The 14,739-nt window shown below is 63.7% G+C and carries 16 protein-coding genes; 7 read left to right on the top strand and 9 right to left on the bottom strand.

Annotated features, from left to right (window positions below):
* From LQR33_RS01425 to LQR33_RS01415, 3 genes are all read left to right on the top strand, one after another.
* On the top strand, positions 1-391 hold a 391-nt coding region (locus LQR33_RS01425; RefSeq protein WP_231467135.1), incomplete at its 5' end, for a hypothetical protein.
* Positions 388-612 carry a hypothetical protein gene (locus tag LQR33_RS01420; RefSeq protein ID WP_231467133.1) on the top strand — a complete coding sequence of 75 codons (225 nt, stop codon included), beginning with the start codon at positions 388-390 and terminating at the stop codon, positions 610-612. The genes LQR33_RS01425 and LQR33_RS01420, both read left to right, overlap by 4 nt.
* Positions 613-904: 292 nt before the next feature.
* Positions 905-1,351: a hypothetical protein gene (locus LQR33_RS01415; protein ID WP_231467131.1), complete on the top strand. Its 447-nt coding sequence runs from the start codon at positions 905-907 to the stop codon at positions 1,349-1,351.
* Positions 1,352-1,417: 66 nt separating this feature from the next.
* Here LQR33_RS01415 and LQR33_RS01410 read toward each other — a convergent pair whose 3' ends face one another.
* Positions 1,418-2,350, bottom strand: coding sequence for a LysR family transcriptional regulator (locus tag LQR33_RS01410; protein WP_231467129.1), 933 nt, complete (start codon positions 2,348-2,350; stop codon positions 1,418-1,420).
* Positions 2,351-2,452: 102 nt separating this feature from the next.
* Between LQR33_RS01410 and LQR33_RS01405 the strand changes: the two genes are divergently transcribed.
* The 3 genes from LQR33_RS01405 (at position 2,453) to LQR33_RS01395 (ending at position 5,751) form a co-directional block, all read left to right on the top strand.
* Positions 2,453-3,655 (top strand): MFS transporter, encoded by a 1,203-nt coding sequence (locus tag LQR33_RS01405; RefSeq protein WP_231467127.1) that lies wholly within the window; start codon positions 2,453-2,455, stop codon positions 3,653-3,655.
* A gap of 105 nt (positions 3,656-3,760) precedes the next feature.
* Positions 3,761-4,567, top strand: a complete 807-nt coding sequence (gene dkgB / locus LQR33_RS01400; RefSeq protein ID WP_231467125.1) for a 2,5-didehydrogluconate reductase DkgB — start codon at positions 3,761-3,763, stop codon at positions 4,565-4,567.
* Between the two features lie 68 nt (positions 4,568-4,635).
* A complete protein-coding gene (locus LQR33_RS01395; RefSeq protein WP_231467123.1) occupies positions 4,636-5,751 on the top strand; it encodes an alkene reductase in 1,116 nt (371 codons plus the stop codon).
* Positions 5,752-5,821: 70 nt separating this feature from the next.
* Here the strand turns inward: LQR33_RS01395 and LQR33_RS01390 are convergent, their stop codons facing one another.
* The gene (locus LQR33_RS01390; RefSeq protein ID WP_231467121.1) at positions 5,822-6,439 is read right to left on the bottom strand and encodes a LysE family translocator; all 618 of its coding nucleotides are present in this window, start codon (positions 6,437-6,439) and stop codon (positions 5,822-5,824) included.
* A 125-nt stretch (positions 6,440-6,564) separates the two neighbouring features.
* Here LQR33_RS01390 and LQR33_RS01385 point away from each other — a divergent pair, with 125 nt between their 5' ends.
* Positions 6,565-7,056 (top strand): Lrp/AsnC family transcriptional regulator, encoded by a 492-nt coding sequence (locus tag LQR33_RS01385; protein ID WP_231467119.1) that lies wholly within the window; start codon positions 6,565-6,567, stop codon positions 7,054-7,056.
* Between the two features lie 103 nt (positions 7,057-7,159).
* On the opposite strand, the gene LQR33_RS01380 is transcribed toward LQR33_RS01385, so the two are convergent.
* The 7 genes from LQR33_RS01380 to LQR33_RS01350 form a co-directional block, all read right to left on the bottom strand.
* Complete coding sequence (locus LQR33_RS01380; RefSeq protein ID WP_231467117.1) at positions 7,160-7,939, bottom strand: VOC family protein; 780 nt, start codon at positions 7,937-7,939, stop codon at positions 7,160-7,162.
* A gap of 27 nt (positions 7,940-7,966) precedes the next feature.
* Positions 7,967-9,040 carry a TatD family hydrolase gene (locus LQR33_RS01375; protein WP_231467115.1) on the bottom strand — a complete coding sequence of 358 codons (1,074 nt, stop codon included), beginning with the start codon at positions 9,038-9,040 and terminating at the stop codon, positions 7,967-7,969.
* Positions 9,041-9,061: 21 nt separating this feature from the next.
* A complete protein-coding gene (locus LQR33_RS01370; protein WP_231467113.1) occupies positions 9,062-9,934 on the bottom strand; it encodes an EboA domain-containing protein in 873 nt (290 codons plus the stop codon).
* A gap of 83 nt (positions 9,935-10,017) precedes the next feature.
* Positions 10,018-10,959 carry a UbiA family prenyltransferase gene (locus LQR33_RS01365; protein WP_231467111.1) on the bottom strand — a complete coding sequence of 314 codons (942 nt, stop codon included), beginning with the start codon at positions 10,957-10,959 and terminating at the stop codon, positions 10,018-10,020.
* Positions 10,949-12,178, bottom strand: coding sequence for a metabolite traffic protein EboE (eboE, locus tag LQR33_RS01360; RefSeq protein ID WP_231467109.1), 1,230 nt, complete (start codon positions 12,176-12,178; stop codon positions 10,949-10,951). The genes LQR33_RS01365 and eboE overlap by 11 nt, the downstream gene beginning before the upstream one ends.
* Positions 12,175-13,458 carry a 3-dehydroquinate synthase gene (locus LQR33_RS01355; RefSeq protein ID WP_269326172.1) on the bottom strand — a complete coding sequence of 428 codons (1,284 nt, stop codon included), beginning with the start codon at positions 13,456-13,458 and terminating at the stop codon, positions 12,175-12,177. Before LQR33_RS01355 ends, eboE begins: the two co-directional genes overlap by 4 nt.
* 65 nt (positions 13,459-13,523) lie before the next feature.
* Complete coding sequence (locus LQR33_RS01350; RefSeq protein WP_231467105.1) at positions 13,524-14,735, bottom strand: ferritin-like domain-containing protein; 1,212 nt, start codon at positions 14,733-14,735, stop codon at positions 13,524-13,526.
* Positions 14,736-14,739: the final 4 nt, after the last annotated feature.

Raw genomic sequence — 14,739 nt, 5'->3', positions numbered from 1 at the left:
GCTGTTGACTGTTGCGGTTGGCACAATTAAAGGAGTTAATCCTACCCTGCCGGTAAAAATTGGTGGTAAAACAAAAAATCAGCTTATCGAGGGCGCATCAATTATTGACCCGGCATCAAAAAAAGGAGACTTGACTCTAGCAGGCCGAGCGTTGCAGAAGCATGGAAGCCGAGAGGGTAGCGCTTTTCCTCAGGCAAAAGGAAGTCCTGAGCAAATTAATGAGCAGGGGAAAAAAATTGTACAAGATATTTTGAATGATCCAAATAAGACAGTTGTAGTTAAAAACACAGGAAGGTACGGAGAAGTTACTGATATCGTATCGTCAAGTGGGGTAGGTTTGCGATATGATTCAAATGGTCGATTAATTGGTTTCTTGGAGCCGCCGCGATGAGTGATAGTTTATTGGTGCAAATAGCTAGTCTGCCTGATCGAGATAATGTAGTGTTTGAAATATTTCAAAGTGATCGGCAGTTGGCTGAGGTTTATTATGAATCTGAGGAGGAGGGTGTTAGAATTCAAATATTCCCATTGAAGGATGGGGTGATTGACTTGGATCTCACAGATTTTATTTCAGCCTTGATTAAGGCCAAAAGCAATTTGGTGAATTGTTAAATTTTATTTTAACCTACTAGAAGGAAATGGCATAGTTGATGGGCTTTGTTGCATAATCGCCGCTGCGGATTTATTGCATAACGCAAAATTGTGCTAAAACACCGTAGGTTTTTGGCGGGAAATTTCACATCACTATCGACAATTTTATCAGGATTCTTTTTCGTGCAGTGGCACAAAAATTAGTTATGCAACAAAGTCACCTGTGACTGATTTATGCAACAAAGCCGGTTCCTATTAATACGAAGACTGGACAAGCTCAGGTAAGAACTGTGTTTCCATCAAAGAAGCCTAGATGATGGTCAATTCATATATACCGTCTGATGATTTGCCGCGAGTGGAGTGTGGTGATCGATTGGAGCTCTTGTTTTATTGCATAGGCAATGCTGTGCATTGGGGGAGAAATCCTCTTGATGATTTCATTAGAGGTATTATAGACCCAGCTTTGGGAGGGTATTGCGGTGGAGATCCCGGTTGGGAGATAGATGGGCTAGGTGAGGATGGAGATGAGCTTGTTGATCAGTATGGAGTCCCTGCGTTGCGTTGCTGGGCATTACAAGAAATAAGTGGAATTGAACCCTGTGAGGTAATGTATAGCAAAAAGGAAGTAATTGAATGGGTAAAGGTGGCGGTAACGAATATTGCTACTAAATATCCTGAGCGAGCGCAAGAGGCTTCGGATGTGCTAGAGCGTTGCAATAAGGTCCTGGCTGGACTGGAAGTAGGCGGTAAGAATATTTGACAGCGGCGGTCGTGTCACGAATTTGTTTAAATGAAAAAAAGCCTTCCCGTTCAGGAAGGCTTTTTTTCATTTCGCGGCGGTCGCCCATTTCGCGGCTGGCTGTTCCGGAAGCTTGCCGCCTAGCGCCTCGACCAGGTAATCGATGAAGGATGCGATTCGCGACGACACCGCGGTGTTGCGGTAATAGACGGCCTGTATCGGTTGGCGCATGTCCAGGGTGTCGGAGGCGAGGATTTCCGTCAGGCGGCCGGATTCGCGGTCCTGTTCGGTCATGAAGTCCGACAGGCAGACGATGCCGGCGCCGTCCAGCGCCAGTTGCCGGAGCGTTTCGCCGCTTGAGCTCCGCACCGCCGGCTCGATCCGGCAGGCTTCGCCGTCCGCGCCCGGCAGCGGCCACGTGTTCAGCGTCTCGGGCTGGTTGAAGCCCAGCAGCGCGTGCCCGCCCAGCTCTTCTACAGCGCGCGGCTGGCCGTGGGCTTGCAGATAGGCGGGGCTGGCCAGGACGCGCAGCCGGCTGTGGCCGATCAGGCGGCTGTGCAGCGTGGAGTCCTTCAGCTGGCCGATGCGTATCGCCACGTCGGTGCGCCGCTCCAGCAGGTCGATGATGCCTTCGTTGCTGTTCAACTCCAGCTCCACCTGTGGATAGCGTTCGCGATAGCCGCGCACCAGCGGCACGATCACGTGCAGCATGAACGGCGACGCGGCGTCGATCCGCAGCCGTCCGGATGGCTGGTCGCGCCGCGCGAGCATCTGTTCCTCGGCGCGGTCCACCGAATCGATGATGGCCCGCGCGTTCTGCAGAAAGGCGCGTCCCTCTTCGGTCAGCTCCAGGCGGCGCGTGGTCCGGCGCAACAGCGTGGTTTTCAGCTTCTCTTCCAGCCGGGACAGCGAGCGGCTGGTCGCCGAGACGGTGAGGTCCAGTTGCTGTGCCGCCGCGGTGATGGAACCGGTGTCCACGACGGTGGCGAAGGCCTGGAGCTCGTCGAGCGTGACTTTCATTGTTGAATTTAATTCAAGATAATTTCGTTTATAAGCCGGTTTTTGCGCAAAAGTAAAGCGGGCACACTGCATCCATTCCTTCCGGACCAATGGATGTTCAACATGCCACTCGCTCTACTCGCGCTGACTATCGGCGCTTTCGCCATCGGGACGACCGAGTTCGTCATCGTCGGCCTGATTCCGACCATCGCGGCCGATCTCCAGGTGGGCCTGCCTTCCGCCGGCCTGCTGGTCAGCTTGTACGCGCTCGGCGTCGCCGTCGGCGCGCCGCTGCTGACCGCGTTGACCGGCCGCGTGCCGCGCAAGACGCTGCTCGCCGCGCTGATGGCGCTGTTCACCGTCGGCAACCTGGTCGCCTGGCTTTCGCCCGGCTACGAGTCGCCGATCGTCGCGCGCATTCTCACCGGCCTCGCCCACGGCGTGTTCTTCTCGGTGGGCTCCATCATCGCCACCACGCTGGTGCCGAAAGAGAAAGCCGCCAGCGCGATCGCCACCATGTTCAGCGGGATGACCGTCGCCTTCGTCGCCGGCATTCCGCTCGGCACCTTCATCGGCCAGCACTTCGGCTGGCGCGCCACTTTCCTGATCGTCGCCTTGTTCGGCCTGCTGGCTTTGGCCGGCGTGATGGCCTTCATGCCGCGCAGGCTCGCGCAGACCGTGTCCGCGCCGCTGGCCCGGCAATTCCGCGCGCTGATGCAGCCGCGCCTGTTGCTGGTGTACGCGATGACGGCGGTCGGCTACGGCGGTTCCTTGATCGCTTTCACCTATATGGCGCCGTTGTTGGAACAGATCGCCGGCCTCACGCCGACGCAAGTCAGCCTGGCCTTGGTTGGCTACGGCGCATCGGTCGCTTTCGGCAATGTCTGGGGCGGCAGGCTGGCGGACCGCGCCGGCCCGGTCAAGGCGCTGAAGCGGATCTTCCTGCTGCTGGCGCTGGTGTTGCTGGCGCTGACCTTCACCGTCCATATCGCCTGGCTGGCGGTGCTGACGATGCTGGCTTGGGGCGCGGTGGCCTTTGGCAATGTGCCGGGCCTGCAGGTCTATGTGGTCAAGCAGGCGCGGCGTTTCGCGCCGGAGGCCGCGGATGTCGCGTCGGGCTTCAACATCGCCGCGTTCAATCTCGGCGTCGCAGGCGGCTCTTCGCTGGGCGGTTTGATCGTCGAGCGCATCGGGCTGGGCCATACGCCGTGGATCGCGGCGGCGGTGACGCTGGGCGCGTTCGCCTTGACTGCGCTGAGCGGCGCGCTGGACCGTCGCGACAGCCTGCGCGGGCATGGCCAGCTGGCGGACGCTCCTGCCGCCTAGACGCGGTCTTTCAAACGCAATGCTGATTTTCGCCACCTTTCGCGATGGGAAACGCGCAAGCGCCCATCGGCTTTTTCGACCCATCACTTCCAGGGAAAACACACTATGAGCACTATCCCCGCTTTCGGCCTCGGCACTTTCCGCCTGCAAGGCCAGGTCGTCATCGACTCGGTCCGCAACGGCCTCGAGCTTGGCTACCGCGCGATAGACACCGCCCAGATCTACGGTAACGAGGCCGAGGTGGGCGAGGCGATCGCCGCTTCCGGCGTGCGTCGCGACGATCTGTTCCTGACGACGAAGATCTGGGTGGACCACTATGCCAAGGACAAGCTGCTGCCCAGCCTGGAGGACAGCCTCGCCAAGCTGCGCACCGATTATGTCGATCTGACGCTGATCCACTGGCCGGCGCCGGGCAATGGCGTATCGGTCGAGGAATTCATGACCGCGCTGGCCGACGCCCAGGCCAAGGGCCTGACGCGCCGGATCGGCATCTCCAACTTCAATATCGAACTGACCCGGCAGGCCATCGCCGCGGTGGGCAAGGACGCGATCGCGACTAACCAGATCGAACTGAGCCCGTATCTGCAAAACCGCAAGCTGGCCGACTTCCTGCAAAGCGAAGGCATCCATGTCACCTCCTATATGACCCTGGCCTACGGCAAGGTGCTGGGCGATCCGGCGATCGCCGCCATCGCGCGGCGGCGCGGGGCCACGCCGGCCCAGGTTGCGTTGGCATGGGCGTTGCAACTGGGTTACTCGGTGATTCCGTCGTCCACCAAACGCGAGAATCTGGCCGGCAATCTGCTGGCGCAAAACCTGCGCCTGAGCGAGGAGGAGATGGCGCAGATCGCCGCGCTGGAGCGAAACGGCCGCGAAGTGAGCCCCGACGGCCTGGCGCCGCAATGGGATTGAGCGCGCCGCGCCCACCTGAATCCACCCGCCCGCGGCCGGAGGGCCGCGGCATCGACAGGACAAGCACCATGATGCAAGACCCTTTGTTTCAACCGCTGCGGCTGGGTACGCTGGCGCTGCCTAACCGCATCGTGATGCCGCCGATGACGCGCTCGCGCGCCAGCCAGCCCGGCGACGAAGCCAATGCGTTGATGGCTGAGTACTACGCGCAACGCGCCGGAGCCGGCCTGATCGTCAGCGAAGGCACGTATATCGCGCCGCTAGGCAAGGGCTATGCGTGGACGCCGGGCATCCACACGCCGGCGCAAGTGGCTGGGTGGCGCAAGACGACCGACGCCGTGCATGCCGCCGGCGGCCGCATCTTCGCCCAACTGTGGCACGTCGGTCGGCTGAGCCACGCGAGCCTGCTCGGCGGCGGACAGCCGGTGTCGTCGTCTCCTATCCAGGCGGTGGGCGTGAACGTGTTCATCGCCGGCGAAGACGGCCGCACGCCGGGCTTCGTCCAGGCTTCCGCGCCGCGCGCCTTGAGCGTCGATGAGATCGGCGATGTGGTAGACCAGTACCGCGCGGCGGCCCGCAACGCGATGGCCGCGGGTTTCGACGGCGTGGAGCTGCACGGCGCGAACGGCTATCTGGTGAACCAGTTCATAGACTCGAACGCCAATAGCCGGACCGACGAGTACGGCGGCTCGCTGGAGAACCGCCTGCGCTTCCTCGGCGAAGTCGCGCAGGCGCTGATAGACGGCTGCGGCGACGCGTCGCGCGTCGGCATCCGTCTGGCGCCGCTGACCACGCTGAACGGCTGCGTCGACGACGATCCGGAAACCACTTATCTCGCCGCTGCCAAGTTGCTCGGCGAGCTGGGCGTAGGCTATCTGCACATCGCCGAGGCGGACTGGGACGACGCGCCGCTGATGCCGGCGGCCTTCAAGCAGAAGCTGCGCGCGGCCTTTCCCGGCGTGTTGATCTATGCCGGCAAGTACACCGCGGCGCGGGCGAGGGAGGCGATAGCCGCCGGTTGGGCCGATCTGATCGCCTTCGGCCGGCCTTTTGTCGCCAACCCGGATCTGCCGGAGCGCTTGCGCACCGGCGCGCCCTTGGCGGCGCATGACCGCGCGACCTTGTTCGGCGGCGGCGCGCGCGGGCTGACCGACTATCCGGCCTTGGCCGCATCCTCGACTTGAACGGACAAAGAGCCATCCTCGGATGGCTCTTTGTCATCGCCCCGGCAGGTGGCGGCGTGGTTCAACGGCGTCAGCCGAAGATCAACCGGCCGGCCATCAGCACGAACACGCCGCCGAGCAGGCCTTTCTGCAGCTTCGCCGCCGGGCCGCGGCCCTTCAGACGGCGGGCGATGCCGCAGGCGGCGAAGGCGTAGGCGGTGTCGAAACACAGTCCCACCGCAACCAGAATGACCGCGAGCAGCGCGAACTGCGGCAGCACCGCGCCGTGCGCCGGCGAGACGAACTGGGGCAGGAACAGGGCGCAGAACATCAGCGCCTTGGGGTTGAGCAGATTGGTCAGAAAACCGCGCGCGATCGCCGCGCGGCCTGACTCGGTCGTTTGGGGCGCATCTTCTGGCGCCGGCTTGGCGCGCACCACCTTCCATGCCAGCCATAGCAGATAGCCGGCGCCGACCCAGCGCACCGCGTCGAACAGCAGCGGATGGGTGGCCATCAGCGCGGCGAGCCCCAGGCCGGACATCATCACATGCAGAAAGCGGGAGGCGGCGATGCCGAGCGCGGTCAGCAAGCCGGCGCCGACGCCGCGGCTGGCCGAGGTGGCCATCACCAGCGCCATGTCCGGGCCAGGCAATATGTAGACGGCGACAAGGGCGGCAAGGTAGAGCGACAACACGGACAAGGACAGCATGGCGGGCTCCGGCACAGGAAGGCGATGCGGCTAGTGTGCGCCCGGCGAGGTGAAATTGCTTTGCTTTCTCTTGCGTTGTCGCGTTAGATTTGAAAAGACTCTTTTATTAATAGCGCTGTGAATAAATGAATCTTCCAAAATCAGACCTTGATGATGTGGATTTCACTCTAATGGCCTTGTTGCAGAAGGACGGACGGCTGTCCAATGCGAAGCTGGCCGAGCAGGTGGCGCTGAGCGAGACGCCGTGCTGGCGCAGGCTGAAGCGGCTGGAGGCCGATGGTTATATCGAGGGATATCAGGCGGTGCTGAGCCGCAAGAAACTGGGCTACGGGGTACTCGCCTTCGTGCAGATCGGCTTCGGCAGCCACATCGGCGAAGCGCCGCTGCGTTTCGAGGAGCGGGTGCAGGCGATTCCGGAGGTACTGTCCTGCCATAACCTGACTGGCGAGTGCGACTACCTGCTGCAGGTGGTCGCCGAGGATCTGGAGGCGTTTGGCGTCTTCGTGCGCGACGTGCTGCGCGAACTGCCAGGCGTGTCGTCCATCCGCTCCAGCCTGTCGCTGCGCGAAGTGAAGATGTCGGGCCGGCTGCCGGTGGGACCGGAAGCGCGCCGCTAGCAGGAGGCGGGGGGAGGCAAGTTTGAAGCGCCGCGCGGCCAGTACCGGCGGTTCCGTTTTCGCGCCTCGCGGACAGGGCTTGGGGCGCGAAGGCCGCCCGCGTTCAGACCGCCTGCAGCAGGCCGATCGGGTTGCCTTCCGGATCTTTGACCATGGCGAAAGTGTAGCCGTCCACGCTGGTGATCGGCATGTGCGGACTGCCGCCGGCGGCCAGCGCGCGGTCTATCGCCAGCGGCAAGTCTTCCACCAGCAAATAGAAGCTGTGTCCCGGCTCCATGCCGGGCACGCCTTTCTCGGATTGGCCGATGCCGCCCAGCAAGGTGCGCAATTGCAGCGGGAAGTGCACATAGGCGAAGCCGGAGCCGCCGTTCTGGTAGCGCCAGCCGAACACCTCGCTATAGAACGCCTTGGATTTGTCCTGATCCCTGGCGATGATTTCAAACATCACCGCCGGGTGCCGGTTCAGGCTGCCGATCTGCTCGGCTTGCGGAGAACGGCTGTCCAGGCCGCGGATGAAGCCCTGTTCGCGGCGCAGGAAGGTGACCGTGTTATAGGGATGGCCATCGCTGCTGATGAAGCACTGGCCGTATTTGTCGACGAAAGCGGTGAAGGCCGGGCCTTTGACATGGGCCAGAAAAGCGTCTTCGCTGGCATATTCTTCGAAGAACAGCAGGCTGGGGCGCACGGCGGGCGGCAGCGATTGCAGCAAGGGATTGGGATTGTTTTCCGGCAGCGGGGCGTGAACCAGATAGATCAGCGTTCCCGGCTCCTCCATCACTTCCTGCACATAGGCGGGCAGCGCCGACAGCACTTGTTCGACGCAGCCGTGGCGGATGAACCATTGCGAAACCAGGCTCACGGGGTTGCTCTGTCTGCTTGTCATGCCGTTTCCTTTGGGAAGGTTCCGCCGTCACACGATGCGGTCGGGGTTGTCCTGGTCCACTCGCGGCGCCTGGCCGCGCAATACCGAATTGCCGCCGTACAGCGTGCGCTGATCCACCGGCGCGGGTTCCAGCCAGTCGGTTTCGCTCATTTCGCCGCTCAGGCCGTAGACCGCCAGCGCATTGTGGTAGACCACCTGCCGTATCACGGCTTCGTCGAGGCCGTGGGCGGCCATGATGCGCGCCGACTTGGCGACGGCCAGCGGGTCGGACACGCCCCAATCGCAGGCGGAGTCGACAATGATGCGTTCCGGGCCGTAGCGCTCGACGATGGCAGCCAGACGGTCGTTGCCCATCTTGGTTGAGGGGTAGATCGTGAACGCGCACCAATAGCCGCGATCCAGAACTTCCTGCACCGTTTCCTCGTTGTTGTGGTCGATCACGCAGCGCGCGGGATCGAAGCCGCAGGCTTCCAGCGTATCCATCGTCCGCTTGGTGCCGCGTTTTTTGTCGCGGTGCGGCGTGTGGATCATGATGGGCAGGTCGAATTCCTGGGCCAGCTCGATTTGCGCTCGGAAGGCGCGGTCTTCCTGCTCGGTCTGCTCGTCGTAGCCGATTTCCCCCAAGGCCACCACGCCTTCCTTGCCCAGGTAGCGCGGCAGGAGATCCAGCACGGCGTCGGCGAGTTCGCGGTTGTTGGCCTCCTTGGGATTCAGGCCGATCGCGCAGTAGTGGCGGATGCCGAACTGCGCGGCGCGGAAGCGCTCGAAGCCGGCGATGGTAGAGAAGTAATCGATGAAGCTGCCCACGTTGGTGCGCGCCTGCCCCAGCCAGAATGCCGGTTCGATCACGGCGACGACGCCGCTGGCGGCCATCGCCTCGTAGTCGTCGGTGGTGCGCGCGATCATGTGGGCGTGCGGGTCTATCAGCATGCCGCTCGCGCCCGGAGAGAGGTGGTGACGCGACTGGCGCTCCTGTTGCCGCTGCGAGGCTTGCCGCAGCAGGCCTCGCAGCATTTCCGGACTCAATGTCGACCCGCAGCAGGGGCAGGCCGCGCTGCGGTCGGAAAACATTTCTTCGATTGCTTGCTGGATGTCGCTCATCTGGTTTCCCCCTTGTTGGATTCATTCCCGCCACTGGGCCAGCCGTTCCCATTCGTCGCTGAATTCGATGCCGGGTAGTCCGACAGGCGCCAGTGCCCGGACATCTGCATGCGGGCTTTCCCTCGCCGCCAGTTGCAAGGCGTACATCTCATGCGTGCCGGGACGGGTGTCGGCGTATTGCCGGCGCAGCAGCGCGTGTCCGCGCTCGCCGGGGCATAGCGCCAGCAGGCGCCAGAGTTCCAGGTTCAGGCCGCGGCCGGCGGCGGCGCGCTCCGCCGCCAGGTCGCACAGGATTTCGCCCAAATCCTGATTGGCGCGATCAGCCAGCCCCTGAATCGGCCACAGCGGCAAGTCCAGAAAGAAGGTTTTGACCACCATCTGATTCCACGCCGCTTGCGGCAGCATCGCTTGCGGCCAGGGATCGCGCAGCGCGAAGGCGGCGAAGACCGGACGGATGCCGCTGCGCACGGCTTCGCCGGCGCGCGCGAGCAAGGCGGGATCTTGCGGATACAGGGCGAATCCCTGATACAGGGCGATCTGTTCCTGGATGTCGCCCTGATTCGCCAGCTCGTCGAGCAGGGCTGCGAAGGCCGCCCCATCGGGCAGATTGCCGGACGCGGCCAGTATCAAACCGACGCGGGCCGCCTGATCCACGCTCCAGCGAATGGAGTCGAAGCCGGGCTGCAAGGCGCGGGCCTGGCGCTGTTCCGCCTCGCTGAGCGCCAGGTCTTGTTTGCCCAGCTTGCGCGGCGCGATGCCCATCGCTTTGAACAGCAGGTTCAGCGGGCGGTCGCCCGCGGTGGCGTGGGCCAGATCCTGGCATTGCCGCGCGTACCAGTCGCCGTCGGCTCGGGCGCTCAGCCAGCCTTGCAGCAGCTCTTGCCAGGCGCGCATGCGGGGTTGCCAGGCGCTCCATGCGTCTGAGGCGGGAAGGGTGTGGGGGGCGAGAGTCGGGTCTTGAGTGTCGCTGCGCATGTTCAGGTTCCCGGGATATAGGTTTGCAGGAAGCGCGTGGCGAAATAGGCCGCCACGCAGCCGAGGATGGCCGCGGGCGCGGGCTGCGGCAGGCAGGCGGCCAGGGCCAGGCCGTCCAGCAGGCTGACGGCGGCGATCATCCGCGCCACCGCCTGTCCGACCGCGCCGGGAGCGGATCGCTTGATCAGCCGCGCCACGGCGAGTGCGAGCGCGGCGACCAGAGCGGCGGCTAGCAGCGCGGCCAGCGCCAAGGCATGCCAGGCTTGAGCGGTTTCGTCGGTGATGAACCGGACCAGGGCCAGCAGCAAGTAAGCCAATGGCGGCAGGCCGAGCACAGCAAGCGGCCAGAGGGCGCCGATGCGGTCCAGGCTTTCCTGCTTGGCGGCGTGGCTGAGTCCAACGATATGCGCCAGCAGCAGGGCAGCCGCCAGACAGAGCAGCGGCGGGGTGCCGCCGGCGAAGGCCGAGCCGACGCACAGGCAGAGCAGGGCGCGGCAGGCGCCCATCAGCAGCGGGCTGCAGGGATTGTCCTTATGCCAGACGTTGTAGAGCACGATGCTTGATGCCAGCAGCGCGCCGTAAAAGCGGCTGTGATTGTTGCCGTACAGCCCCAGCAGCAGCCAGCCGGCCAGCAGCATGCCGAAGCCGCAGGCGAAAACCGTTTGCGCGCGGGCTTCGCCGGATGGAATGGGGCGCTGGGGACGTTCGCGGGCATCGATTTCGCGGTCGAAGGCGTCGTTGAGGTACATGCCGCCCATGTAAAACAGGCACATCGACAGCATCAACGGGGGCAGGGCCGCCAGGTTTGCCGAGCTTAATGCTTGTCCGCCGGACGCGGCGCCCAGCAGCGCGGCGGCCAGCGCGTTGCTGAGCACGGTGGGCAGGTTGGAAACGCGGCCCAGGCGCAGCCAGGCCGGCATCGATGAAATGGCGTCAGCGCTCATGGCGCAGCTCCTTCATGACGGTGTGCAATTCGAGCGCGATCGCCTGGGCCTTGGGTATTTCGCGCAATTGGGGCGGCAACACGTCCCAGGTGTAGGTTTCCACTTCGAGATGGGGGCTGATGGCTTGCCGGCGCAGCAGGCCGAGCACCGCGTCCAGGCTGTCGCGGGTGTTGGCTAGGCCCGCTTCCGGCTGTGCTTGCCAAAACAGCGGCACGTGGCAGTGCACGCGCCATGATTCCCGCCGGATGGCGTCGAGCGGCAGGCTCAGCGCCTGCGGCAAGTCCGGGTGGCGCTGCAGGCCGGACGCATTGCGTCTGACCACCTGATGCAGGTAAACCCCGTCGTCGAAGGCCTGCAGCTGAAGCGCGGCGCGCGCATCCATCTCCTCCACCCTGAGGGCGCAGGATAGCTGGATCTTGGCGATGCGGATGCCGGCGTTGAGCAGCCCGGCCAGCGCCGCGCATGGGTCTTCGAATTCAATCGCGCCGTGGCAGACGTCGTAGCAGACACCCAGATGGCGCTGCGCCAGCCGCCGGGCTTCGGGCTGCGCGCAGCCAGCCTGTCGGGCCAGTTGCGCCAGGTTGTCCTCGGCAAACCAATATCGCTGGAAAAAATGCAATGCGTCGGCGGCGTTTTCCAGCAGACAGGCGGGCTCCGGCTCCAGCGCCAGAACGATTTCCTTGCCGGTTTCGCGCATCAGCCGGTTGAGCTCCAGCACGGCTAGCCGCAGTTGCGGCAGCGAGTCCGCCATCGCCGCCGCGCGGTCCCTTTCGGCGAAACCCAGGGGCACGGTGGAGATGCTTCCTTCCACGTCCGCAGGCAGCAGCGCGGCCAGCGTCCGCGCGCAATGGACGGTGTAAGCGGCGCGCTGGCCACTGCGCCAGTCGGGCTGGTAGACCGCCTGCTTCACCGGTTTCTGATGAAAGTTTCCCCAAGGGAAGGCATTGATGGTGAACACATAGGCATGCAGCGACTCCAGCCGGGCGGCGAAGGCGCGCAGCATGTCTGGCTGCAGCAGGCTTTCCGCCGCCTGGGCGGACAGCCGCAGCCCCAGGCCGAATGGCGCGTCGGGGGCCAGCGCCCGCCATTCCTCCAGATGGGCGCGGATCGCCGGCAGGAAATCATCCAGGCTGGCCTCGACCTCGGCCAGGCTGTCGCCGGCATGGATATTGGTGCAATAGGAAAGATGCGCGGGCAGGGGCAGGTGCGCCAGCTTCATCTTCCGGCTCCGCAGACCGTTTCGTTGACGCCGGCGCGGGCATCGGGCGAAGGGGCGGCGTGCCGTTGCTGCAGCCAGAGGATGCTTTGCATGACGCGCTCGCCATCTACGGTGTTTACCTCCCGGCCGCGGCCCAGCTCTTCCAGCAGGGTCACGCACAGAGCGCCGCCTAGGTGTTCGCGGAATTCGCCGAGGCCTTGCAGTAGCGCCAGCCGGCCATGCTCGTCTTGGGCCAGCAGCTGTTCGTGCCATAGCTCGAAGCCCAGCGCGCGCAGCAGTCGCCAGACGCGGGCCTCGTCTCCCGCGGGCAGCAGTCCGGCCAACGCCGAATAGCGCGCGTCGCAGGCGATGCCTATGGCCACGGCTTCGCCGTGGTTCAGCGCATGGGCGCTCAGCCGCTCGAGTTTGTGGGCGATCCAATGGCCGTAGTCCAGCGGGCGAGCCGAGCCCTGCTCGAATGGGTCGCCGCCCTGGGTGATCTGGCGCAGGTGCAGCGCCGCCGAGCGTTGTATCAGTTCCTCCAGGTCTGGCTGCTCGAAGCGGGCGAGCGCGTCGGCCCGGGCTTCCAGCCAGCGGAAGAATGACGCGTCGCGGATCAGCGCCACCTTCACCGCCTCGGCCATGCCGGCGCGCTTCTCGCGCGCGGGCAAACCATCGATCAGCGCCGCGTCGTTGATCACGGCCCAGGGCACGGCGAAGCTGCCGATCAGGTTTTTCTGCCCGTTCCAGTTGATGGCGTTTTTCACGCCGACGCCGCTGTCGGCTTGGGACAGCACCGTGGACGGCAGGCGGATGTGGCGCACGCCGCGATGGAACAGCGACGCGGCCAGGCCGACTGTGTCCAGCGCCGCGCCGCCGCCTATGGCCAGCGCGTAGGAGTGGCGGTCTATATTGCGGTCGGCCAGGGCCTGCAGCAGCAACCACAGGTGCAGGGGATCGTTCTTGCAGGCTTCTCCGCCCGGCAGCGGCACGATCTCCCCGGCTATTTCCAGGTGGGCGGCGTGGGTGTCCGCGTAGCCGCGGATGCGCTGCGGCAGTTCCGGGCAGGCGCGCAGCACGCCGTCGTCGATGAAAACCGCCAGGCGATGCCGCTTGGCGGGCTCGCGGCGGCGCAGGACCTGAAGCAGGGCGGGGTTGTCCGCGGCGAAGGCGTCGCGGGTGTGGATCACGCTGAAGTCATGGTTTAGTTGCAAACGTTGATGCGAATCCGGTCGGGCATCCGCTGCTGCGTCGCGGGAGGTCGGGAGTAGGCGAACAGGGTCTGTTCCGGCCAGTTTCATCGGCATCTCCTTGTTCGAAGGCTACGCGTTCCGGAAGGCTGGCGGGAGCGCGTAGCCACGGGGGATCAACGGATCAGCATGAATGGCGGGGCCGCCATCAGGTTGGACGCATTGCCGCCGACCGGACATTGCGCGACCTGCTGTGCTTGCAGCTTCAACTGGTACATCAGGCCCATCGCCCGGTCCATGGCTGCCGGTTTGCCGTTGAACACCTGATTCAGGCTGGTCAGCAGCATTTGGTAGGCATCGTAGAAGCGTTGGGCGGCGACGGAGGCGGATGAGCCGGGCAGGTAATCGCTGACGGCGGCGTTGGGCAGGAAGTTGTAGATCTGGCTTTCATCCAGCGGCACCGGCGCGCCGTTGTAGGACCAGCCCGATACGGCTTCGGGGTCTGGCATCAGCTCGCGGCCGTAAAAGATCTCGCCGAATTTAAAATAGTGCGCGTAGCTGCCGTCACCGTCGCCAGGGCTGACATTCTCGACGGACACGCCTCCGTTTCCGCCGTGACGATGCCGCGGCAGGATCGATTCATTCAGATTTGCCTTCCTGAGTTTGCCCTCGATTCTCTGGCCTTCGAGATTCCCCTGGCTCTCGCCTCCAGTTTCGATGCCTTCGCCTTGGATGATGATGGTGTTGATCGCCATCGCCGCATCGTCGAGATTGCGGATCTGACCATTCGCCGGCGCGGTGGGGACCGGCGGGAACCACTTGCTGATGTCGAGCTGCTGTTCCAGCCTAGGGGTGGAGAACAGTCCCGGATTGTTGGCGTTGGCGATGGCCAGGGCGGTCAGCAGAGCCTTGTAGAACTGGCCGATGGAGCCGAACTCGCCGGGGTCGACCGGCGTGGGTTGCGGCGCTTCCTCGCCAGGCAGGATTTCCCCCGGTTTGGTTTCCGGGCGTTCTATCGCCATGAACACTTTTTTCAGCTGCGGTTTGCTGAGCGCGGCCAGCCCCACTTGCAGATCGTTGTCGATCTGGTCCGGCAAGGGTCCCGGATAAACCAGGGAGCGGCCGATGGCGACGATGTCCGGATTGCCCCCGATGGCGATCAGGATGTTGGAGGCCAGCGTCAGGTGCAGCATTTCCTCGGTGACGATGGATTGAATCAGGGCGGAGGCTCTTTGATTGCTGCCGGGCATGATGGAAAACAGTCCGGTCAGATAGGGGGGGATGGTGGAGAACTCAAGCGCGATCGCGGTAGTCACGGCTTTCTTCAGTTCATCCAGGCTACAGCCCTTCAGCAATTGATTGATGATGCTCTGTTTGATGCGCAGCATATTG

The sequence above is a fragment of the Chromobacterium piscinae genome (assembly GCF_021129175.1).
GTDB lineage: Bacteria > Pseudomonadota > Gammaproteobacteria > Burkholderiales > Chromobacteriaceae > Chromobacterium > Chromobacterium piscinae.
This window is presented reverse-complemented; position numbering and strand designations above follow the sequence as displayed.